Origin of the sequence: Pararobbsia alpina, assembly GCF_902859895.1 — a bacterium.
Lineage (GTDB): Bacteria > Pseudomonadota > Gammaproteobacteria > Burkholderiales > Burkholderiaceae > Pararobbsia > Pararobbsia alpina.
Genome location: NZ_CADIKM010000026.1, coordinates 48,361 through 68,844 on the forward strand (window position 1 = coordinate 48,361; position 20,484 = coordinate 68,844).

General features: G+C 61.7%; 17 protein-coding genes and 2 pseudogenes. 10 read left to right on the forward strand and 9 right to left on the reverse strand.

Annotated elements, in window-relative coordinates:
* Positions 1-14 precede the first annotated feature (14 nt).
* From HV670_RS20925 to HV670_RS20935, 3 genes are all read right to left on the reverse strand, one after another.
* Positions 15-638 carry an HAD family hydrolase gene (locus tag HV670_RS20925; RefSeq protein WP_175106788.1) on the reverse strand — a complete coding sequence of 208 codons (624 nt, stop codon included), beginning with the start codon at positions 636-638 and terminating at the stop codon, positions 15-17.
* Positions 639-772: 134 nt separating this feature from the next.
* A complete protein-coding gene (locus tag HV670_RS20930) occupies positions 773-2,584 on the reverse strand; it encodes an aminopeptidase P family protein (protein ID WP_175106789.1) in 1,812 nt (603 codons plus the stop codon).
* A 170-nt stretch (positions 2,585-2,754) separates the two neighbouring features.
* Positions 2,755-3,021 carry a hypothetical protein gene (locus HV670_RS20935; protein WP_175106790.1) on the reverse strand — a complete coding sequence of 89 codons (267 nt, stop codon included), beginning with the start codon at positions 3,019-3,021 and terminating at the stop codon, positions 2,755-2,757.
* Between the two features lie 250 nt (positions 3,022-3,271).
* On the opposite strand from HV670_RS20935, the pseudogene hemA reads away from it, so the two are divergent.
* From hemA to HV670_RS20960, 6 genes and pseudogenes are all read left to right on the forward strand, one after another.
* Positions 3,272-4,549 (forward strand): annotated as a pseudogene (hemA, locus tag HV670_RS20940) (glutamyl-tRNA reductase); the annotation flags it as partial.
* Positions 4,550-4,692: 143 nt separating this feature from the next.
* Positions 4,693-5,775 carry a peptide chain release factor 1 gene (gene prfA / locus HV670_RS31150; protein WP_246257766.1) on the forward strand — a complete coding sequence of 361 codons (1,083 nt, stop codon included), beginning with the start codon at positions 4,693-4,695 and terminating at the stop codon, positions 5,773-5,775.
* Positions 5,772-6,617, forward strand: a complete 846-nt coding sequence (prmC, locus tag HV670_RS20945) for a peptide chain release factor N(5)-glutamine methyltransferase (protein ID WP_246257768.1) — start codon at positions 5,772-5,774, stop codon at positions 6,615-6,617. The genes prfA and prmC overlap by 4 nt, the downstream gene beginning before the upstream one ends.
* A 95-nt stretch (positions 6,618-6,712) precedes the next feature.
* A complete protein-coding gene (gene grxD / locus HV670_RS20950) occupies positions 6,713-7,027 on the forward strand; it encodes a Grx4 family monothiol glutaredoxin (RefSeq protein ID WP_175106793.1) in 315 nt (104 codons plus the stop codon).
* Positions 7,028-7,030: 3 nt separating this feature from the next.
* Positions 7,031-7,609 (forward strand): UbiX family flavin prenyltransferase, encoded by a 579-nt coding sequence (locus HV670_RS20955; protein ID WP_175106794.1) that lies wholly within the window; start codon positions 7,031-7,033, stop codon positions 7,607-7,609.
* Positions 7,610-7,878: 269 nt separating this feature from the next.
* Positions 7,879-8,082, forward strand: coding sequence for a cold-shock protein (locus HV670_RS20960; RefSeq protein WP_175106795.1), 204 nt, complete (start codon positions 7,879-7,881; stop codon positions 8,080-8,082).
* A 172-nt stretch (positions 8,083-8,254) separates the two neighbouring features.
* Here HV670_RS20960 and HV670_RS20965 read toward each other — a convergent pair whose 3' ends face one another.
* Both HV670_RS20965 and HV670_RS20970 read right to left on the reverse strand, forming a co-directional pair.
* Positions 8,255-9,514, reverse strand: coding sequence for an Hsp70 family protein (locus HV670_RS20965; protein ID WP_175106796.1), 1,260 nt, complete (start codon positions 9,512-9,514; stop codon positions 8,255-8,257).
* A 326-nt stretch (positions 9,515-9,840) separates the two neighbouring features.
* Positions 9,841-10,631 (reverse strand): annotated as a pseudogene (locus HV670_RS20970) (DUF4397 domain-containing protein).
* Between the two features lie 339 nt (positions 10,632-10,970).
* Between HV670_RS20970 and HV670_RS20975 the strand changes: the two are divergent.
* Positions 10,971-12,941: a putative bifunctional diguanylate cyclase/phosphodiesterase gene (locus tag HV670_RS20975; RefSeq protein ID WP_175106797.1), complete on the forward strand. Its 1,971-nt coding sequence runs from the start codon at positions 10,971-10,973 to the stop codon at positions 12,939-12,941.
* Between the two features lie 44 nt (positions 12,942-12,985).
* Positions 12,986-14,422 (forward strand): HDOD domain-containing protein, encoded by a 1,437-nt coding sequence (locus HV670_RS20980; protein ID WP_175106798.1) that lies wholly within the window; start codon positions 12,986-12,988, stop codon positions 14,420-14,422.
* 156 nt (positions 14,423-14,578) lie between these two features.
* Here HV670_RS20980 and HV670_RS20985 read toward each other — a convergent pair whose 3' ends face one another.
* Entirely contained in the window at positions 14,579-15,274 is a 696-nt protein-coding gene (locus HV670_RS20985; RefSeq protein ID WP_175106799.1) for a response regulator, read from the reverse strand.
* 586 nt (positions 15,275-15,860) lie between these two features.
* Between HV670_RS20985 and HV670_RS20990 the strand changes: the two genes are divergently transcribed.
* On the forward strand, positions 15,861-16,421 hold the full coding sequence (locus tag HV670_RS20990; RefSeq protein WP_175106800.1) for a TetR/AcrR family transcriptional regulator: 561 nt from the start codon (positions 15,861-15,863) through the stop codon (positions 16,419-16,421).
* A gap of 329 nt (positions 16,422-16,750) precedes the next feature.
* Here HV670_RS20990 and HV670_RS20995 read toward each other — a convergent pair whose 3' ends face one another.
* The gene (locus HV670_RS20995) at positions 16,751-17,359 is read right to left on the reverse strand and encodes a cadmium resistance transporter (RefSeq protein ID WP_175106801.1); all 609 of its coding nucleotides are present in this window, start codon (positions 17,357-17,359) and stop codon (positions 16,751-16,753) included.
* A 393-nt stretch (positions 17,360-17,752) separates the two neighbouring features.
* Between HV670_RS20995 and hfq the strand changes: the two genes are divergently transcribed.
* The gene (gene hfq, locus HV670_RS21000) at positions 17,753-18,127 is read left to right on the forward strand and encodes an RNA chaperone Hfq (protein ID WP_175106802.1); all 375 of its coding nucleotides are present in this window, start codon (positions 17,753-17,755) and stop codon (positions 18,125-18,127) included.
* A gap of 6 nt (positions 18,128-18,133) precedes the next feature.
* On the opposite strand, the gene HV670_RS21005 is transcribed toward hfq, so the two are convergent.
* Both HV670_RS21005 and HV670_RS21010 read right to left on the reverse strand, forming a co-directional pair.
* Complete coding sequence (locus HV670_RS21005; RefSeq protein WP_175106803.1) at positions 18,134-19,747, reverse strand: NAD(P)/FAD-dependent oxidoreductase; 1,614 nt, start codon at positions 19,745-19,747, stop codon at positions 18,134-18,136.
* Between the two features lie 277 nt (positions 19,748-20,024).
* A complete protein-coding gene (locus HV670_RS21010; protein ID WP_175106804.1) occupies positions 20,025-20,345 on the reverse strand; it encodes a nucleotidyltransferase domain-containing protein in 321 nt (106 codons plus the stop codon).
* Positions 20,346-20,484: the final 139 nt, after the last annotated feature.

Consider the following 20,484-nt stretch of genomic DNA (forward strand, 5'->3'; position numbering starts at 1 on the left):
CGCGCAGTCCCCCGCTAGAACTCGACGCCCAGCGCCTCGAGCCGACGCTCCGTCACCGCGGCGCTGGTATGGTGAATCCCATGCCAGCCCAGGGCCGTCGCGGCTTCCGCGTTCTTCTTGTTGTCATCGATGAAGACGAGTTCCTCAGGCCGGATGTTCGGAAAGTGCGCGCGAATGCGCTTCATCATTTCAGCGAAGATCGCCGGGTCCGGTTTCACGAGCTTCACGCGTCCCGACACGACGATATCCCGGAAACGATTCAGGAACGGGTAGTTCTCGAGCGCATAGGGAAAAGTTTCGGCCGACCAGTTGGTCAGGCTGAACAAGGGCACCTTGGCCGCCTCGAGCCGTTCGAACAAGGCGATGCCGTCATCGAGCGTGCCGCGCAGCATGTGATGCCAGCGCTCATAGAATGTCCGGATCAGCTTCTCGTGCTCCGGAAACTCGGCAACAAGCGCCGCCGTGCCGTCGGCAATCGTCTGGCCGCCGTCCTGCTGGATCACCCAGTCCATCTTGCAGACATGAGTCAGGAACCAGCGCCGCTCCTCGTCATCGGGAATCAGTTCCTTGTAGACATACTCGGGGTTCCAGTCGAACACCACCCCGCCGAGATCGAACACGACTACCTTGATTGCCATCAAGCAGGCTCCGCAGAAAAGAGTTGTTGAGGTAGATTGACTGAGCGCACCGCGCCAACTGCGACTGCCACTGAAACTGCAACTGCAACGGTGACGATGACGGCAACGCCGCGCGAAGAATCAGACAGGTCAGATCAGATCGCCTGAGCGCGCTCGATCAGCCAGGCCTTTGCCTCGCCGTCGACATGCGGTTCAAGCCGCGTGCGAACGGTCTCATGATAGGCATTGAGCCAGGCGATCTCCCCGGCCGTCAACAGTGAGCGCTCGATACAGCGCGTGTCGATCGGGCACAGGGTCAGCGTCTCGAAGCGCAGAAACTCGCCGAATGGCGTCTTGCCCGCCGCGACGTTGAGCACGAGGTTTTCGATCCGGATCCCCCACTCGTCCGGACGATAGATGCCCGGTTCGATCGAGGTGATCATGCCCGCCTCCATCGCCGTGTGCGCTTCGGGGGGCGCATAGTACGAGATCACCTGCGGACCTTCATGGACGTTCAGGAAATAGCCGACGCCGTGACCCGTCCCATGGGTGTATTCGACGCCACTTGCCCAGATCGGCGCGCGCGCGATCGCATCGAGCAGGGGCGACTTGATACCGCGCGGAAACGTCGTGCCCGACAGCGCGATCACGCCCTTGAGCACCACCGTGAAGTCGCGCTTCTGCGCATCGGATGGCGTACCGACGGGCACCACACGCGTGATGTCCGTCGTGCCGCCGAGGTATTGTCCGCCCGAGTCGATCAGCAACAGGCCGTCGCCCTCGATGACCGCATGGGACGATTCCAGTGCGCGATAGTGCGGCATCGCGGCGTTCGCATTGAACGCCGCGATCGTCGCAAAACTCGGACAGGTATAGCCGGGACGCCGCGCTCGCGCCGCCGTGATCTGCTCGTCGATGGTGAGTTCGGTGATACGTTCGCGATTCACGACACGATCGAACCACGAGAAGAACTCACAGAGTGCGGCGCCATCCTGCTCCATCGCAGCGCGCACATGCCGCGCCTCCGATTCGACCTTGCGAGACTTCGCGAAGGTCGACGGATTGACCGCGTTGACTTGCTTCACGCTCGAGGGCACCGCCTGCAGGACACCGAACGTGACACGGCGCGGATCGACGAGCAGCGTGTCGCCGGCGGGCAGGGCCGCGAGCGCAGCCGCCAGTCCGTCGTACGGCATCCGTTCGACCCCGTCAGCCTTCAGCGAAGCGACGACCTCGGCCGGCACCTTGCGCGGATCGATAAAGAGCTGCGCCGAGCTGCTGCCGATCAGCGCATGGGCGATGAACACCGGGTTGTAGTTCACGTCCGCGCCGCGCAGATTGAAGATCCACGCAAGATCGTCGAGCGTCGATACCAGATGCCAGCCGGCGCCCGCATCGGCCATCGCCTTGCGCACCTGGGCAAGCTTGTCCGCACGCGAAACCGGAGCAAACGCCGGGTCGTGCTCATACACCGGACCGGTCGGCGGTGCCGGACGGTCGGGCCAGATCGCGTCGAGCAAATCGAGATCCGCACGCAGTTCGATGCCACTTGGACTCAGGGCGTCGATCAGCGCGCGGGCACCCGCCAGGCCGAGCACCGTGCCATCGACGCCGACCCTCGCGTTCGCGGGCAGATTCGATGCGAGCCAGTCGATATGCGCATTGGGCTGCCCGGCCACGATCTTCATTATCTCGATGCCCGTGCCCGCCAGTTGTGCCTCGGCCTGTACCCAATAGCGGCCGTCGACCCAGAGCCCGGCGAAACGCTGCGTCACCACCAGCGTGCCAACCGACCCCGTAAAGCCGGACAACCATTCACGCCCCTGCCACCGTTCGGGCAGGTATTCGGACAGATGGGGATCCGCCGAGGGGATGATCGCCGCATCGGCGCCAGCGCTTCTCATCGCATCGCGCAGCGCCGCCAGACGCTGCTGCACAGGGGACGCCGCCGGCGTTCTTGCATTCATCAGTCTCTCCGAGAAACCTCGGCCCTCAGGCCGGGGAGGTAAGGAGACGGTTTGGGTGTGGCCTCCGCGCTCCAGTTGATGGTCTCAAAAATAGTCATGACGTGGTGTGAACCATGGACATCAAGCGTGCATACCGATTCCGGTTCCTGTTCCACCGGAGGGGGATTTGATCAGGGATGGCTGTCCGGCCCCCGGCCGCCGCCGGTGCGCCCGAGCAGCGCGACCACGGCGATCGCGCTCAGCACGGTCGCGAGCCATTCGAGCGACTGCCCGTCGCTGAAGGCGCCACTCGCATTTCCCCCGAGTTTGACGGCCAGGGCCACTACGATTGCCGCGCCGACCACGAATCCTGCGCGCCGCCCGCCGCGCGAAGGGTGAAAACGCCAGCCGGCGAAACCGATCACCGCGGCCAGAAAAACAGTTTCAAACCAGCCCATCCGAGCGGCACCCTATCAAGAACATTGAAAACAAGTATTTGCGCAATACCGGTGCGGGTAAGCACACTGCAACCGCGCTGTAATCCAGTCACCACTGCGGGTCAATCCAGGATTGAAGCGAGGAAACTCGCTGAAAGCTATAATACCGCCGAGAATCAGGGTCTAGTCGAATCGAATGCAGCTCCTCGCCATCGGGATCAATCATCACACTGCGCCGCTCGCCTTGCGCGAGCGCGTTGCGTTCCCGCTCGACCGGATCAAACCCGCCCTGCAGATGTTGCGTACCGCCTGGTATCCGCACGCTGCCGACGCGAGCCGCGACGAGCCCCGGGGCGAGACGCTCGCCACCCTGCCCGCGCTCGACGGTCAGACGGCCGAAGCGGCGATTCTTTCGACCTGCAATCGCACCGAACTCTATTGCGCGACCGACGACCACGCAGCCCGCGAACACGCGATCGGCTGGCTGTCGCAGTTTCACAATGTCCCGGTCGACGAGCTCGCGCCCCACGTCTATGCCTTGCCGCAGTCCGAAGCGGTCCGGCATGCGTTTCGCGTTGCTTCAGGGCTGGATTCCATGGTGCTGGGCGAGACCCAGATCCTCGGCCAACTGAAGGAAGCCGTACGCACCGCGTCCGACGCTGGCGCGCTCGGGACCTACCTGAACCAGTTGTTCCAGCGCACCTTTGCCGTCGCAAAGGAAGTTCGCGGGCAGACCGAGATCGGCGCGCATTCGGTATCGATGGCCGCCGCCGCCGTCCGGCTTGCACAACGCATTTTCGACAACGTCTCCAAGCAGAAGGTGCTCTTCATCGGCGCCGGCGAAATGATCGAACTCTGCGCGACGCACTTCGCCGCGCAGAACCCGCGTGAACTGGTCGTCGCGAACCGAACCGCCGAACGCGGCTCGAAGCTCGCCGAGCGGTTCAACGGGCGCTCCATGCCGCTCGCCGATCTGCCCTCGCGACTCCATGAATTCGACATCGTGGTCTCGTGCACCGCGAGCACGCTGCCGATCATCGGCCTCGGCGCAGTCGAGAGCGCGGTCAAGGCGCGGCGTCACCGCCCGATGTTCATGATCGATCTCGCCGTGCCGCGCGATATCGAATCCGAAGTCGGCCAGCTCGAAGACGTGTTCCTCTACACCGTCGACGATCTTGGCTCGATCGTCCGCGAAGGCAACGCGATGCGCCAGGCCGCCGTCGCACAGGCCGAGGCGATCATCGAGACGCGCGTCGCCAATTTCATGCAATGGCTCGATGCGCGCAGCATCGTGCCGGTCATTCGCCAGCTTCATGGCCATGCGGACGCGATGCGGATCGCCGAACTCGATCGCGCACAAAAAATGCTCGCGCGTGGCGAAGACCCGTCCGCGGTGCTCGAAGCCTTATCGGTCGCCCTGACCAACAAGTTCATGCACGGCCCGACTCATGCGTTGAACCGCGCGGCCGGCGACAGGCGCGATCAGCTCGTCGAACTGCTGCCCGACATGTTTCGCCCGACCGAAGGCCGTTACGGCGGCCATCGTTAGCGAAGCTCCCGCGCTCGCCCTTCGCCGGCGCGATGCGGTCAGCCCACGGGCTTGAGGTCCGGGCTTCGATGCCCGGCGCGTCTCAGGGGTTCGACCGGCTTGCGCGTCACGTCAGACCCGCTTCTCCCCATTCGAATGTTCCGATGAAATCGAGTATGCAAAGCAAGCTCGACCAGCTGTCGCACCGGCTGGCCGAACTCAACCAGTTGCTGAGCCAGCCAGACATCACGTCGAATCTCGACCAGTATCGCCGTTTCACGCGCGAACATGCCGAGCTCGCGCCGCTCGTCGGGCAATACGCCCGCTGGCGCCAGGCTGCCGACGACGAACTCACCGCGCTCGAACTGGTCGGCGACGCGTCGATGCGCGATTTCGCCGAAGACGAGGTCCGCGAGGCGCGCGAGCGGATGGCCTCGCTCGAAGGCGAGCTGCAGAAGATGCTGCTGCCGAAAGACCCGAACGACGACCGCAATATCTTCATTGAAATCCGTGCCGGTACCGGCGGCGAGGAAAGCGCGCTATTCGCGGGTGCGCTGCTGCGCATGTACCTCCGGTATGCGGAGCGCAACCGCTGGCAGGTCGAGACCATCTCCGAAAGCGCGTCGGATCTCGGCGGCTATAAGGAAGTCATCGTTCGGCTCGTCGGACAAGGTGCCTACTCGCGGCTCAAATTCGAGTCCGGCGGCCATCGCGTGCAGCGTGTGCCGGAAACCGAAGCACAGGGACGCATCCATACCTCCGCATGCACGGTCGCCGTGATGCCCGAGGCCGACGAAGTCGGCGAGGTCGAGATCAACCCGGCCGATTTGCGCATCGATACCTTCCGCGCCTCGGGCGCGGGCGGCCAGCACATCAACAAGACCGACTCGGCCGTGCGCGTCACGCATTTGCCGACCGGCATCGTCGTCGAATGCCAGGACGACCGTTCGCAGCACAAGAACAAGGATCGTGCGCTCAAGGTGCTCGCCGCACGGATCAAGGACAAGCAGTATCAGGAACAGCATGCGAAGGAAGCCGCGACGCGCAAGAGCCTGATCGGCTCAGGCGATCGCTCGGAACGGATCCGGACCTACAACTTCCCGCAGGGGCGCATGACCGATCACCGGATCAATCTCACGCTCTACAAGCTCGATGCGATCATGGACGGCGATCTCGACGACCTGATCAATGCCTTGCTCAGCGAACACCAGGCCGAACTTCTCGCCGCGCTCGGCGAAGCCGCGTGAGCCCGGCGACCCCGACCGAACTGCTGCGCGCCTCGCCGCTCGACGCGCTCGATGCGCGCGTCCTGCTGACCCACGCGCTCGGCTGGCGTCGCACGGACCTGATCACGCGCGGCGATCTGCGACTGAGCGAGGCCCAGATCGCCGGATTCGCGGCCCTCGAGCAGCGTCGGCTCGCGGGTGAACCGGTGGCTCAGATCACCGGCTGGCGGGAATTCTATGGACTCGATTTCGAAGTGACACCGGCCGTGCTGATTCCGCGGCCCGAGACCGAGCTTCTTGTCGAGACCGTGCTGGACAGCCTGGCCGGCCTTGCCTCGCCGGCCATCCTCGATCTCGGCACCGGTAGTGGAGCGATTGCCATCGCGATCGCCGCGCAGCGGCACGACGCGCGGATCGTGGCGACCGACCGTTGCGCCGACGCACTTGCTGTCGCACAACGCAATGCCCGACGGCTTCTCGACGCGGACCGGGCGGGCGGCTCACCGGAGTTTGTCGAAGGCAGTTGGTTCGAAGCACTCGCGCGCATGACGCCTCGTCAGTCCTTCGATGCGATCGTCAGCAACCCGCCTTATATCGCCGCGGGCGACCCTCATCTGTCGGAAGGCGATCTGCGCTTCGAGCCACCTGGCGCGCTGACCGATCATGCGGACGGCCTGTCGGCCCTGCGCGAAATCGTCGCCGGTGCGCGCGCGTGGCTGAGGCCTGGCGCGCCGTTATGGGTCGAGCATGGCTACGACCAGGCAGCGCGGGTACAAGCAATCTTTACCCAGTACGGATTTTCAGCGGTCGAGTCGCGGCGCGACCTCGCGGGAATCGAACGGATAACCGGCGCGAGGAGCTAGGCCTTCAGGCGCAGGCGCCCCCCAAGGGCGCGACCGCATCCGAAATCCGCTATCATTTCTCTATTGCTATCGTAATTTTTTCTAAGAGTTCCAACATGAACACCCAAGAACGCATCAAGGAAATTGTGACCAGCCATCCGGTGGTCCTTTTCATGAAGGGCACCGCCCAGTTTCCGATGTGCGGCTTTTCGGGCCGCGCGATCCAGGTGCTGAAGGCCTCCGGCGTCGACAAGCTGACCACGGTCAACGTGCTCGAGGACGAGGAGATCCGTCAGGGCATCAAGGAATATGCGAATTGGCCGACCATCCCGCAGCTGTATGTCAACGGCGAATTCCTCGGCGGCTCGGACATCATGATGGAAATGTATGAATCGGGCGAATTGCGTCAGGTGCTGACGGCGGCCGTCTAAGGCGTGCGCCGGCTGATCGTTGCCATCACGGGCGCCACCGGCGCGATCTACGCGGTCCGGCTGCTCGAGACATTGCGTGCGCTGGGCGGCATCGAAAGCCATCTCGTCGTGTCCTCGGCCGGCTGGCTGAGCATTCAGCATGAACTCACCCTCGACCGCCCGGCGGTCGAAGCGCTTGCCGATGTGGTGTACAACGTGCGCGATATTGGCGCGACGATTGCGAGCGGTTCGTTTGCGACCGACGGCATGGTCGTCGCGCCCTGTTCGATGAAAACGCTGGCGAGCGTGGCCCATGGGCTTTCGGACAATCTGATCGCACGCGCGGCCGACGTGACGCTCAAGGAGCGCCGCCGTCTCGTGCTGATGGTCCGCGAAACGCCGCTGAACCTCGCGCACTTGCGCAATATGACCGCCGTGACCGAGATGGGCGGCATTATTTTCCCCCCGCTACCCGCCTTTTACGACAAGCCGCAGACCATCGACGACATGGTCGTGCACACGACTTCGCGGGTACTCGACATGTTTGCGCTGGGGCCCACGCTGACAAGCGGCTGGCCGGGCCTGAGAAATGCTGGCGACTAGGGCGGAAGACCAGGGCGGGGTAGGATCAGGCCGATGCGGCGTTGACGCAGGCGTGGCGGCGTTCAGACAAGCCCCAGGCCGCAGAAATACCCATTGACCGCGGCGCGGATTGACCGTATAAAGCTATTGCAGGATTTTCAAGCGACCACGAGTAACAGCCTTAACGCAGTCGCCCTCCAACGGTACGCCGGTTGTCCTATTCAATTCCTTGATTTTCATGCGCAACACGGGGCTCAGCCCTTGATCTAATTCATCTTTAGGAAAGTAATATGGAAACGGGTACCGTTAAGTGGTTCAACGACGCTAAGGGCTTCGGCTTCATCACCCCGGACGGCGGTGGCGAAGACCTGTTCGCGCATTTCTCCGAAATCCGTGCAGAAGGCTTCAAGACGCTGCAAGAAAACCAGAAGGTCAGCTTCGAAGTGAAGACCGGCCCGAAGGGCAAGCAAGCAGCGAACATCAAGCCGCTCTAAGCGACTTCGATCACCGGCATCGTCAAGGTGCCGGCATCGCGTAAAAAAACCGCAGGACGCGAGTCTTGCGGTTTTTTTGTCTGCGCTTTTTGATCTGCGCTTCTGAGAACGCCGGCGCCTTCGCCGACCCGGCGTTTGCGAACGCGCGTCGCCAGCCCGCTCGACTGACGACCTAAGCCGCTGCGCCGAACACCCGTCGTGCATGGATGCCCAGCCCCGTCGCCACACTGGAGAGACGGTCGCCGACCACCGGCTTCGCATTCGGGAAGGCCGCCGACAAGGCATCGGTCAGAAACTTGAGCCCTGTCGAACCACCCGTGAAATAGAGCGCGTCGACCCGGCATGGAGGGATTCCCGCCAACTCGACCGTATGGCGCGCCGCATCGACGATTCGCTGCGTCTCGTCACGCGAACAGGCGATCAGCATGTCCGCATCGAACGATGCGCTCAATTCCTCCTCGACTTCGTCGAGATCGATCTCGACCTCACCCCCGGCCGACACGGCAATTTTCGCGTCCTCGGCGCGCGCGGCGAGCGCATGACCGAGCCGCCGATCGATCACGGTCATCAGGCGGCGATGATAGGCCGGCTCGCTGTAGATGTGCTTGAGCAGCGCAAACTCACCCGCACGGCGCGGACTGTAGACGGTATTGATCAGATGCCAGGTCGCCAGATCGAAATAGATCCGGTTCGGCACTTCCTTTCCCTTCGAATCGACCGATTTATAGCCGAATTCGGTCAGAACGCCCTCGAGCTCGACGCGCTTGTCGTAGTCGGTCCCCGCGACATGGACACCGTGATGGGCGAGTACATCCGACTTGCGATGCAGGTGTTTTGCGCGTTCGGGGCCGACGCGCACGAGTGAGAAGTCCGATGTGCCGCCACCAATGTCGGCGACGAGGACCACCTGTTCGTGATCGAGTCTCGCCTCGTAGTCGAATGCGGCCGCAATCGGTTCGTACTGAAACTCGACCTCGCGGAACCCGATGCTGATCGCAATCGCCTCGAGCTGTGCCTGCGCCATGCGGTCGGCTTCGGGATCTCCATCGACAAAGAATACGGGCCGCCCCATGACCACGCGCTGGAGCATGCGCTGTCCGGCCGCCTCCGCGCGCTGCTTGAGATGCTGGACGAACAGCGTGATGACATCGAGATAACGTATCGCCGAGCCATCCCCGAGGTCAGTCGTCGATTCGGCGAGTGCCGAACCGAGAATGCTCTTCATCGAGCGCATCAGCCGGCCCTCGTAGCCGTCGATATACGACTCGACCGCCGCACGCCCATATGCCTGAACGTCTTCATCGGTATTGAAGAACACCGCGGTCGGCAGGGTCACATGCGTACCCTCGACCGGCACCAGGCGCACCGAAGCGTGGTGAGGCAAGGCGATTGCCGAATTGGACGTACCGAAGTCGATTGCGCAGAAATTCATGCATGAAGGCCGGTCGACGGCAGGAGCAATACTTGCTGCCGGGATGAATCGATGAAACCAAGCGGGCCTCGGGTTGTAGCATAACCGGTCGGGTACGACAACCGCTACACCGGGAAGACATATGAATACGGCAACATTCGGATCGACCTGTTGAGGACCGGCGGCCGGGGAATGGCGATGGCAAGGAAGGAAGACAAGGCAGCAGCGCAAGACGCCAGGACAAACCTGGGCAAAGACAACGCACATTGCGAGGAGAAGTCAAAGAGCGGCCGGTCTGCAGCGGCCGCTCTTCGCACTTTCCGACTAAAAAGTTGCTGCGCCCCCGCTCACGGCAAGGGAGTCGTCAGCAGGTCGGTGCCATTGGTACCGCCATTGCTGGCAACGAGCACTCGGATGGCATCCGGTATGGTCGGACCGACCAGCCCTTCCGTCGGAATCGTCGTGACCAGCCAGTCGGCGTTGTTGGACAGGGTGATCGGCGAGGACTTGAAGATCGGCGTCTTCGAACCCGCATGCGTGACGACGATCACATACTGGCCGCCATCGACATATACAGAGTCCTGGCCCGAGGCGGGCACGGCCGCGGCATAGGCGACATTGGCCATTGCGGCGTTGCGGTCGTGATGTCGCCGGCCGTGCCGGCAATGAGATAGACATCCACCGGGCCGACCGAGTTGGCGTTGAATGAAGCATTGAACGCGCGCACGCGCGCCTGATTATTTAGTAAACCTTTGTCAAATGGGTCGTCGATCACCGAGATTGCAGGTAAAGCCGATGTACCTACAATGGCAATCACCGTATATTCATGACCATTGACGGCGTTGAATGAGGGCGCCGTCGCGAGCGGCGTGGTGGTGCCTGTCAGGTCGTACGAGAACGTCGTCGCCCCTGAAGAGAAGTTGTTGAAAGCGCTCACGAAGGTGTACGCGGTATTGGACTGGGCAATGACACCATTGTTGTAAAAGTCGACATTGGTGGCGGGCGCGGGAATCGCGTGAATGTAGCGAACCGATGGTTTTGTCACACCGAGTTCCTTGCCGACATCGTCGCTGCCTCCGCAGGCGCTCAGCATCATTGCCGCTGCCACGGCAAGAGTCAGGCTTTTGAGCAGTTTCATGGTGGCACTCCTGTAAAAAGCACGTTGTTGTTCGAACAGAAAAATGAAAATCGATCAGGCAGAGCGTGGCGATTCAACCGCTTGCCCGGGTCCATTCGGTCCGGGCGCGGCGACGTTTTGTCTTAATGGGCCCATTTCGCGCCTGAGCATCCACATTTTGAGAACGGATCACTGCCGCTTCTCCGCGCTTCAAAACAGCAAACGGTGTGCCTTGGCTCTCGGAATGCCGACAAGCCGGTATGCCCGCTTGCCGCGCTTGTTTGCCACCCGCTGTGTGCCGTTAAAGATTTTGGCGAAATGGCCGTTGACTAAGACGAACACACTGTCTCTGGACATCCGATGAACGACCGTGCCATGCCCGGCCCGGTGCCGGCCGATGCCGATGCCTCCGGCCCGGATTCCCGGCTTGCCACGCCCCCCGTCGCCGCGCCCTACATTGAGCGAAGCAAGGTCGCCTCCGCGTCGGCCGTCCTCCTGCGCGCATGGGCGCGTATCTCGCCGTTCAGCGCGCGCGATATGGTTGTCGACGCTCGCTTGCATCGCCAGGGCGGCCGTATCGGCGGCGATCCCGAAGAGGGTCCACGCGGCCCATCAGGTGACGACCTGAACACGACGAGCCTCGAGCCTTATGTGCTCGGCGAACATACAGTGGCGGGCATCGACTTCCTCGCACAGGTCGATACGCATCTGCGCTTCACCTATATTTCGGAAGCCGGTCTGCGCTTCATGGGCTTTCACCGGGCCTTTCTTGAAGCGACCAGCCTGAGTGCACTCGTACCCGATGCGGATGCCGCCCTGCTCGCCGACACCATTGCCCAGGCACGCGTGAGCGCCGAGCCGGTCGGCTGCACCTTGCGGATGAACAAGTCACTGACCTATCCCGCTTGGGTCAATCTGCGCATTGCGCAGATCCATGGCTCGGACGGCAATCTCGCCGGCTTCTCGATTTCCGCATCCGATATCTCTGCCTGGGCCTTGCGTCAGGAACGACTGAGCTTCGAAGCCGAGCACGATGCGCTGACCGGACTCGACAATCTCGTGTCGATCCAGCGCAGGTTGCAGCGCGCTTTCGCAAGCGGCGTGCAGGGGAAGGCGCGGGTCGCCCTGCTGTCGATCGATCTCGATGCATTCCAGCGGATCAACAACGCGCTCGGCTACGAAGCGGGCGATGCGATGCTCAAGTTGACCGCGGAGCGTCTGAGTGCAAGTGTCGACGCCGACGACGTCGTGGCGCGGACGGGCAGCGACGAGTTCATTGTCATGACGCGCCGCAGTGTCGATGCACGCAGCAGCGAGGCGCTTGCGCGGCGCCTGCTTGCGGCGATCTCACAGCCCTATAGTTATGAAGGCCAGTCGCTGCATCTGGCGGCGAGCGTCGGCATCGCCTCGAGCGACCAGATTGGCAACGACGAACGGCAATTGCTGCGCGGCGCCGACCAGGCTCTTTACCGCGCGAAGCGCATCGGCGGCAATACGCTGATGTTCTTCAACGACCAGCGCGACCCCGAAGCCGCCGACAAGCTCAAGCTCGAAGCGGAACTCTACGAGGGCGTACGCAACGGCGAGTTCTCACTGCACTATCAACCGATCTCCGATATCGCCTCGCTCGAGGTCGTTGGCGTCGAGGCGCTGATGCGCTGGCACCACCCGACCCGCGGCCTGGTGCAGCCGACGACTTTCATTCCGCTCGCAGAGGCCGTCGGGCTGATCAGCTACCTCGGCGACTGGGCTCTGAAGACGGCGTGCATGCAGCTCGCATTGTGGGATTCGCTCGGGATGCGGCTCGAATACATAGCGGTCAACGTGTCGGCCCAGCAATTCCGCGAGCCGGCCTTTGCGGCAACGGTTCGCGAAACCCTGGAGCTCACCGGTGTCGAACCGTCGCGCCTCGTGCTCGAAATCACGGAAAGCGTGCTGATGCACGATCCCCAGCATGCGCGCAGCTTACTCGAGGACCTCGCCGACATCGGCATCCGCTTTGCCGTCGACGATTTCGGCACCGGTTATTCGAGCCTTGCCTATCTTCAGCGCTTTCCGCTGACCGAGCTTAAGATCGATCGCAGCTTCATTGAGAATCTGTCTGAATCGCGGAACGATCAGGCCATCGTGACCGCCGTCGCCGCCCTAGCACACACATTAAACCTGCGGCTCGTTGCCGAGGGTGTCGAGACTGAAGCGCAACGGGCCTTGCTGATTCAGCTCGGATGTGGCCATATTCAGGGTTGGCTACTTTGCAAGGCACTGCCGGCCAACGAACTGGCCGACAGATTCATGTCTCGCGAGCTCGCAATCGACGCACATGGAAAATAAGAACTTACAATGCTAAGCGGCTCAGCAACAACGGGCTCAGTCCTATGAGCGGGTCTCCGATCGACAAGGTCTGGTCTCGCTTCAGCGCGCGCGGTGACTTTCCCATGCTGTCGCAGTCCGTCCAGGCCGCGGTTTCGGTAATGGACACACGCGACTTCGATTTCACCGCGCTGGTGAACGTGATCCTCTCGGATTTCGCATTGACGCAGAAGGTGATCCGGCTCGCCAATTCGGCGATGTATTCGGCCTTCGGCGGCAATGTCACGACCATCTCACGCGCATTGGTGATCCTTGGAATCGAGGCGGTTGGGCACCTCGCTGTCGGCCTCAAGCTGCTCGACCATTTTTCGAGCGAACGCGGCAACCGGATCGACGCCCAGCTCGAATTGAACCGGACCATGCTCTCTGGGCAGGTCGCCCGTCAGATCGCGGATCAGAGCAGGCAAGGTGCACGGGAAGAGGCCGTGGTCTGTACGCTCATGCGCCAGGTTGGCAAGCTGCTGGTCGTGTTCTATCTCGAGGATGAATGGCGCGAAATCCAGGAGCGCGCCACGCGTACCGGGGTGCCTGAGGAACAGGTGTGTGCGGCGATTCTCGGCATGTCGTTCGAGCAGCTCGGCCAGGAGGCCGCGGCACGCTGGCGCCTGCCCGAGACGATTCGTGTGGGGATGCGCGGCGGTGAGGACCCTGTCGGGGCGTCTCCCTCGCATCTGCAATGGCTGCAGTCGGTTACGGGCTTCTCGACCGCCGTGTCCGAAATCATGGCCGATCCCCATGCCGATTCCGACTTGCGTGACATTCTTCTCAACGACCTCGCTCGTGCACACAGCCCCGCCCTGTCGATGTCGCCCGAGGAACTCATCGAGCTCACCGTCTCGCTCGCCAAGGAAGAAACCGCGAACGCCTTGCTCGATGAAATCGGCAGCCTGAAGAGCAATTCAATTGCGGCCACGCAGCCCGTCGATCCCGAGACGCGGCTGCGCGCGGGGCTGGCCGAAGTTCGTTCACTTCGTTCAAATCACGCGCTGCGGCCCGTGCAGACGCTCGCCTCGGAAACGATTCGGGCCGCGCTCGGCTTTGCACGCGTCATCGTGTTCGAACGCCTTGCAGAACACAATGCGTTCGAGGCTTGCCTCGGAGCGGGCGAGCAGGTCGAACGGCTACTGCCGCTATTACGTTTCCCGGAATCGTTCGCACCGGATGTCTTCCATCTTGCGATTGCCAATTCGGTCGGCATTTTTATCGAACAGGCGCGTGACGCAAAGATCGCGGCACACATCCCGTCGTGGTTCCGCAATGCCTTGCCCGACGCTCACGCGTTCGTGCTATTGCCCGTGCGCCTCGATACGACCACCGTCGGCCTGATTTATGGCGACTGGACGCATCCGAACGCGGTGCGCAAGATCACCCCGTCGGAAATGGCGGCGCTCAACGAATTATCGGCTGAACTCGGCCGGTTCTACGAACTGTTCCGCGACTAGCGTCTTCCATTTTGGATGCTCCGCCGGTGGTCTTCCATCCCGGCGGGCGCGGTGGGCCGCGGCAGGAGTCGCATACAGCGCGGTTACATCGCGCTGCCCGTTTCTCCGGTAGCCGGTTTCCCATACCCGCACACCTTTTCGCGCGCGGCTTTTCGTCTAGTAGCTGCTGCCCCCTTCCGCGATCTTGAACGCGTCGACAAGCTCCACATCGCTACGCGCGCCGAGCTTTTTCATCGCGCTCTGCTTCTGCGCGCTGATGGTCTTGAGGCTACGGCGTGTGTAGTTTGCGATCTCCGTCACCGTCATGCCCCTCGAATAGAGACGCATGACCTCCATCTCGCGCATCGTCAGCGGTTCGTCACCGAAGCCGTCGCGCTGCCGCTCGAACATATGGCCGAGCAGGAGCTTCGACGTACGCGGGTCGACGAACTTGATTCCGTTGAGGACCTCTTCGATCGCGACCGGCAAGCATGCAATGCCGGTGGTCTTGCTGACGAAGCCCGATGCGATCGTCATGATCCGCTTAACCCGGATCAAGTCATCGTGTTGAGACAACACGATAATTCTTACGTCGGGATGCGTTCGCGAGAGCTTCTCCAGCATCATCAGACCGTCGGGTTCGGGATCTCCACAAAAAGAAAAATCGCTGATGACGATATCGCAATGAATCTTTCGCAGCGCATCGAACATTCCGCCGACGGACTGTGCAACCGCGACGACACGGCAGCCCGGACATTCACCGACGGTCTTCTCGACACCTGCGAGCACTACCGGATGATCGTCCGCAATCACAATGTCGATGTCGGGCGACGCGTCCGCTTCCCCGCACGGGCCTTCCCGTAATGCGCACATAGCCTTTCTCCATAGCGTCCGCAAATGCTGCCGGGACACTGACGCGCAACGGCCGGCTTGCCCTGCGTGAGTGCCGCTCCTGCGGCCGTCTTCACGCGGATCGTGCCGACTTCGGTCGGACACTATCGTTCGAATTTCGCCAACTAACATCCGTCATGTGGCAGTCCCCGTCAAAGCACAAATCGCTCATGCGACGCCTCAATTAGAGAAAATCTCAGTACTTGTCACAACCCGAAAGTTTCTTAGGAAGGTTCCGAATTGATACCCTTAGGCGTCATCGCCCGTTGCGGCGCAGGCCTTTCGGGATGGCGTTCAGGGGAGATTGACCTCCCAGACATAGGCCATATGCCCGACGGATTGCACGCTATCCGATGGCAGCCCCCGTCCATTCGGCCATTGAGGACAGCAGATTCATCGCTTTGCCAGCTTTCCTTAGTCCGCTTCGGCTGGCCCATCGGCCAATTCACCCACTCACCTATCTGGCTAACTTCCGCGGCAAAGTGCAGAAACGGCATTGGGCTCATTTCCAGATTAATTTTGAGACGGACAATTGACTCTCTACCTATCGGTAGATAATATCCGCGCCATGGAAACGCGCACCGTACGAGAACAGTTGCTGGACTATGCCCAGACCCTGATCATGCTCAGGGGATACAACGGCTTCAGCTACCGGGACCTCGCCGAACTGGTCGGGGTCAAGACATCGAGCATTCACTACTATTTCCCGACCAAGGAAGACCTCGTGCTGGAGGCGGTCAATGTCTACAGCAGCGAATCGCTCGCCGAAATGTATGCAATCGATTCATCGCAGTCTGCCGACCTGCGTCTCGACCGCTACGCCCGGCTGTTCGGCAAGATACTTGGCGATGGTGACCAGATCTGTCTGTGCGGCATGCTTGCGGCCGACATTGCATCACTGCCCGAGCACGTGAGACAGGCCGTTCAGAGCTTCTTCAAAAGCAATGAGACGTGGCTGGGCAAGCTGCTGGCCGAGGGGAAGAAAAATGGCACGCTGATGGTGAGCGGAGGGCCCGAGGCAGCCGGGCGGGTCTTGTATGCCTCGTTGCAGGGGGCCGTCGTGGCGAGCCGCTTGTTTGGCACACGAACGAGAATCGAGGAAGTCACGAAGGCCTACAAAGTTCACTAGTCAATTCATGTTGGCAGCGCAAGTACAGTCCGAGCACAACAGTTTTCTAAAATCGATTTTAAATCTATCTTCAGGTAGATAGTCGTCGGTTTGTCAGGACCGCTCGCATGGGGACGAAGGTCCGAATTCGAAGGAGTTTAGGCGCTTTTTGGCGATTGGCACCGCCCAATTCCGTCGATTGTTAGCCGCGGCGCTTTCCAATTCCGGAATCCTGGGTCAGCCATGGGGCCATCTATCTCTCAGTAGATAGCCAACTCTCTGTAAGCCAATTCTGTAGACAGCCAATTGCGACGTCATCTGAGACCAAAGCAGGCCTAGATGGGAAATTCTTATAAGCCAAAGGCCTTGAGTGTTCCGTTTTCCACGATAACCGAGATGCCGATCAGGATCAGCACCCATGGCAGCAACAGATGGCCATACCGCCTGATCGGTCTGCCGAGCAGACGGTGTGATACGAGCCAGATGGCCAAGCCACACCACAACCCGATCATCACAATAAAAACCGTGACGATCGCAAGGGCCTGTGGCAGGGACCGGGCGGCAAACAGCGGTACGTAGACGGAGAGATTGTCCGAGCCGTTTGCGATCGCGACGGTGGCGACAATCCAGATCGACGACCCGCGATTCTGTCTCTCGCTGGTGTCGCCGGCCTCGGCAACCTCGCCCGGGTCGTTTCCCCCTCGCATGAGTCGCAGCAGCTTGCCGATCCCGATGAGGACCGGCATCACGCCGATCAGTCCGACATAGGCTGGGGGCACATTGATCATCAGCGCCGCGAGCCCGCAGGCTAGCGCCACCAGGGCCAGCGAGCCCAAGTATTGACCGGTCACCACGGGCCACTTGTCGTGAGCCTCGGCGAAGAAGGCAAGGAGCACGAACAGATTGTCGATATTCGTGGCAGCGAACGCGGCGATGGCGAGAAGAATTGCAGTCAGCATTCCGGAGTGCGCGGTTGAATAGCCAGAGAAACCAGATCGATGCGTTGAATTTGGAACTGCAATAACACGAGCGCGCTATCGATTCTTTGCGCGCATGGAAGCCGGGTATGCTCGCTGGCACTATACGTTGGCACATCGACTCCTGGAAATCGGTGTAGGCTTGGTCTATGAGTCCGCGGTCTTTCGTGCGCGGCTCACAGCGGAAAGACCGCGACGGGAAAAAGGGGCATCAGGCTGATGCACCGCTTCTCAAGCCGCTTCTCAAGCCGCTTCGAGCTGCCCCCTCGCGACAGCCCGGCTTGCGTGCCCGAGCGCCACAGCCGATGCGCGACCGTCAGGTGGCACAACGGTTGCGGCATCCTGCCCACCCTTAAAAAAACGGCGGCCACAACCATGTCGACAGAATCCGAAGACCGTTTTCCGCAGAACGAAGTACTGAACAGCCTCCGCAAGGAAAGAAAGCGCGTTCAGATCTTTTTGATCAACGGCATCCGGCTGGTCGGGACCATCGAATCCTTCGACCAATACCTGATCATGCTCAGTACGCCCAATGGGGTGCAGGGCATCTACAAGCGCGCCATCTCGACCGTCCAGCCCGATACGGGAACGAGACCGCCGCAGGCGCGAGACAGGTCGCGCGACGAGTCGTCGTCGACCGTCATCACCCGGCGACGGCGACCCGCGGGACCGTCAGGCTCATCCGGCTCATCAGGTCCGTCAGGTTCTTACGGCCCCGGCTCCGGGTCATCGGAACCGCATGAAGAATAGCGGGCTTCACGACGCAAGCAGATCGAGCGCGAGTGCTTCCGCCACCTCGATCCCGTCGATCGCGGCCGAATAGATCCCGCCGGCGTAGCCCGCCCCCTCACCCGCCGGGTAGAGGCCTTCGACGTTCATGCTCTGGAAATTGTCCTTGCGACGGATACGGATCGGTGACGACGTGCGGGTCTCGACGCCCGTGAGCACCGCATCGTGCATCGCGAAACCGGCGATCTTCTTGTCGAGTTCGGGCAGCGCCTCGCGAATCGCGTCGATCACATAGTCCGGCAAGGCGGTACTGAGGTCCGTCGGCGTGACGCCGGGCTTGTATGAGGGAATCACCGAGCCCATCGCAGTCGAGGGCCGGCCTGCGATGAAGTCACCGACCAGTTGGCCGGGCGCATGGTAGTTGCCGCCGCCGAGTTCGAACGCGCGCGTCTCCCACTTGCGTTGGAAGTCGATGCCCGCGAGCGGGCCACCCGGGTAGTCCTCGGGCGTGATGCCCACGACGATCCCGGCATTCGCATTGCGCTCTGCGCGCGAGTACTGGCTCATGCCGTTGGTCACCACCCGCCCGGCTTCCGATGTTGCCGCGACGACCGTGCCGCCTGGGCACATGCAGAAGCTGTACACCGCGCGTGCGTTGTTCGCGTGGTGGACGACCTTGTAGTCAGCCGCGCCCAACTGCTCGTGCCCGGCGAACTTGCCGAAGCGGCTGCGATCGATCAGGCCTTGCGGGTGTTCGATGCGAAAGCCGAGCGAGAATGGCTTCGCCTCGATATAGACCCCTTGCGCATGCAGCATCTCGAACGTATCGCGCGCGCTGTGCCCGATGGCAAGCACCACATGATTCGTCTGCAGCGTCTCGCCGTTCGAGAGCCTGAGCGCGCGCAGCTTGCCTTTGTCGATCTCGATCTCTTCGACCTTCGTCTCGAAGCGCACTTCGCCGCCGAGCGAATGGATCGTCGCGCGCATTTTTTCGACCATGCTGACGAGCCGGAACGTGCCGATATGCGGGCGGCTCAGGAAAAGAATGTCTTCGGGTGCGCCGGCGCGGACAAACTCATCGAGGACCTTGCGGCCGAGATGGCGCGGGTCCTTGATCTGGCTGTACAGCTTGCCGTCCGAGAACGTGCCTGCGCCTCCCTCGCCGAACTGGACATTGGATTCGGGGTTCAGGACGCTTTTGCGCCAGAGACCGAACGTATCCTTCGTCCGTTCGCGGACCGCCTTACCGCGCTCGAGGATGATCGGGCGCAGGCCCATCTGCGCGAGAATCAGCCCTGCAAAGAGCCCGCAGGGACCCATGCCGATGACCACTGGGCGCGGTACCGTCAAGTGGCGAGGGGCCTGGGCGACGAAGTGATACTCCATGTCCGGCTTCACGCTGTAGTGCGGCTTGCCCTGCATGCGCTTGAACGCGCTAGCTTCGTCCTTCAGTTCGATGTCGAGGATATAGGTGAGCTTGATATCCGCGCGCTTGCGCGCATCGTGCGCGCGGCGGAACACCGTATAGCGAACCATGCCTTCGGGCGGCACACCGATCTCGGCGAGACGCGCAAGGACGGCCGCATCGAGCGCGGACTGGGGATGATCGAGGGGGAGTTTGACTTCGCTAAGGCGGAGCATGGCATTCAACGGGGAGTGGGCGCGCGGGGTGCGCCAGACATGGCATTTTAGCGGGTTTGAAGACCGACGATGTGGACGGCGCACCGGGTAGCATCCCGCGCCGAACGCACGGCACATTGTAAAGCGCTACCGCCGCGTACAAAGTGGTGATGCAGTTGGCAATGGCGGCATTGCAAACCGGTTCTCGTTACTGAGGAGGTCGAGACGCGCATCCTGAAGGTTTCGCTCGGCGGCGGCCAGCAGGCGAGAAGTCTGCGCGTGGCTCGGCGTGATCGATTCAAGGCTCAGTCCTAGCAAGTTCTCCAAGGTCACGCTCGCTCCCAATCAGGAAGATCTTTGGTTTGGCGAGAATGTCGACTACAAAGGGTTCGCTTTCTCGCAAGTGAGATCGCCACTCTGCCGGTGAGAAGATCTTTGGATTGATCTCACGGCCCAGCGTCGCTTGTGCTGGATACAGTAGCTTGACCACGGCTCCGAAACTGGCGGATCCGATTAGGAGAATGTCTATGTCGCTTGTAGCGATCTCCTTGCCGCTAGCCACGGAGCCGAACACGAACGCGACGGCAATCTCCTCAGCACAGGGACCCAGCGACTGCATAAGCACGTCAGCTAGACCCGAGGTCTTGGTAAGCGTCCACCCAAGGCATCTACCCCGACGTGAGCACGATCGACATGCTGTCGAATTTTTGGCGGAGCATGTTGATGGAAAACAAGGAAGTCGTGACGGTCACCCCGCG

Coding starts and splice junctions, on each gene's coding strand:
- hfq (WP_175106802.1), top strand. CDS start 17,753: ATGTCGACAGAATCCGAAGACCGTTTTCCGCAGAACGAAGTACTGAAC.
- HV670_RS21005 (WP_175106803.1), bottom strand. CDS start 19,747: ATGCTCCGCCTTAGCGAAGTCAAACTCCCCCTCGATCATCCCCAGTCC.
- HV670_RS20980 (WP_175106798.1), top strand. CDS start 12,986: ATGAGCGGGTCTCCGATCGACAAGGTCTGGTCTCGCTTCAGCGCGCGC.
- grxD (WP_175106793.1), top strand. CDS start 6,713: ATGAACACCCAAGAACGCATCAAGGAAATTGTGACCAGCCATCCGGTG.
- HV670_RS20925 (WP_175106788.1), bottom strand. CDS start 638: ATGGCAATCAAGGTAGTCGTGTTCGATCTCGGCGGGGTGGTGTTCGAC.
- HV670_RS20930 (WP_175106789.1), bottom strand. CDS start 2,584: ATGAATGCAAGAACGCCGGCGGCGTCCCCTGTGCAGCAGCGTCTGGCG.
- prfA (WP_246257766.1), top strand. CDS start 4,693: ATGAAATCGAGTATGCAAAGCAAGCTCGACCAGCTGTCGCACCGGCTG.
- HV670_RS20960 (WP_175106795.1), top strand. CDS start 7,879: ATGGAAACGGGTACCGTTAAGTGGTTCAACGACGCTAAGGGCTTCGGC.
- HV670_RS20990 (WP_175106800.1), top strand. CDS start 15,861: ATGGAAACGCGCACCGTACGAGAACAGTTGCTGGACTATGCCCAGACC.
- HV670_RS20935 (WP_175106790.1), bottom strand. CDS start 3,021: ATGGGCTGGTTTGAAACTGTTTTTCTGGCCGCGGTGATCGGTTTCGCC.
- HV670_RS20985 (WP_175106799.1), bottom strand. CDS start 15,274: ATGTGCGCATTACGGGAAGGCCCGTGCGGGGAAGCGGACGCGTCGCCC.
- HV670_RS20995 (WP_175106801.1), bottom strand. CDS start 17,359: ATGCTGACTGCAATTCTTCTCGCCATCGCCGCGTTCGCTGCCACGAAT.
- HV670_RS20975 (WP_175106797.1), top strand. CDS start 10,971: ATGAACGACCGTGCCATGCCCGGCCCGGTGCCGGCCGATGCCGATGCC.
- HV670_RS21010 (WP_175106804.1), bottom strand. CDS start 20,345: ATGCAGTCGCTGGGTCCCTGTGCTGAGGAGATTGCCGTCGCGTTCGTG.
- HV670_RS20965 (WP_175106796.1), bottom strand. CDS start 9,514: ATGAATTTCTGCGCAATCGACTTCGGTACGTCCAATTCGGCAATCGCC.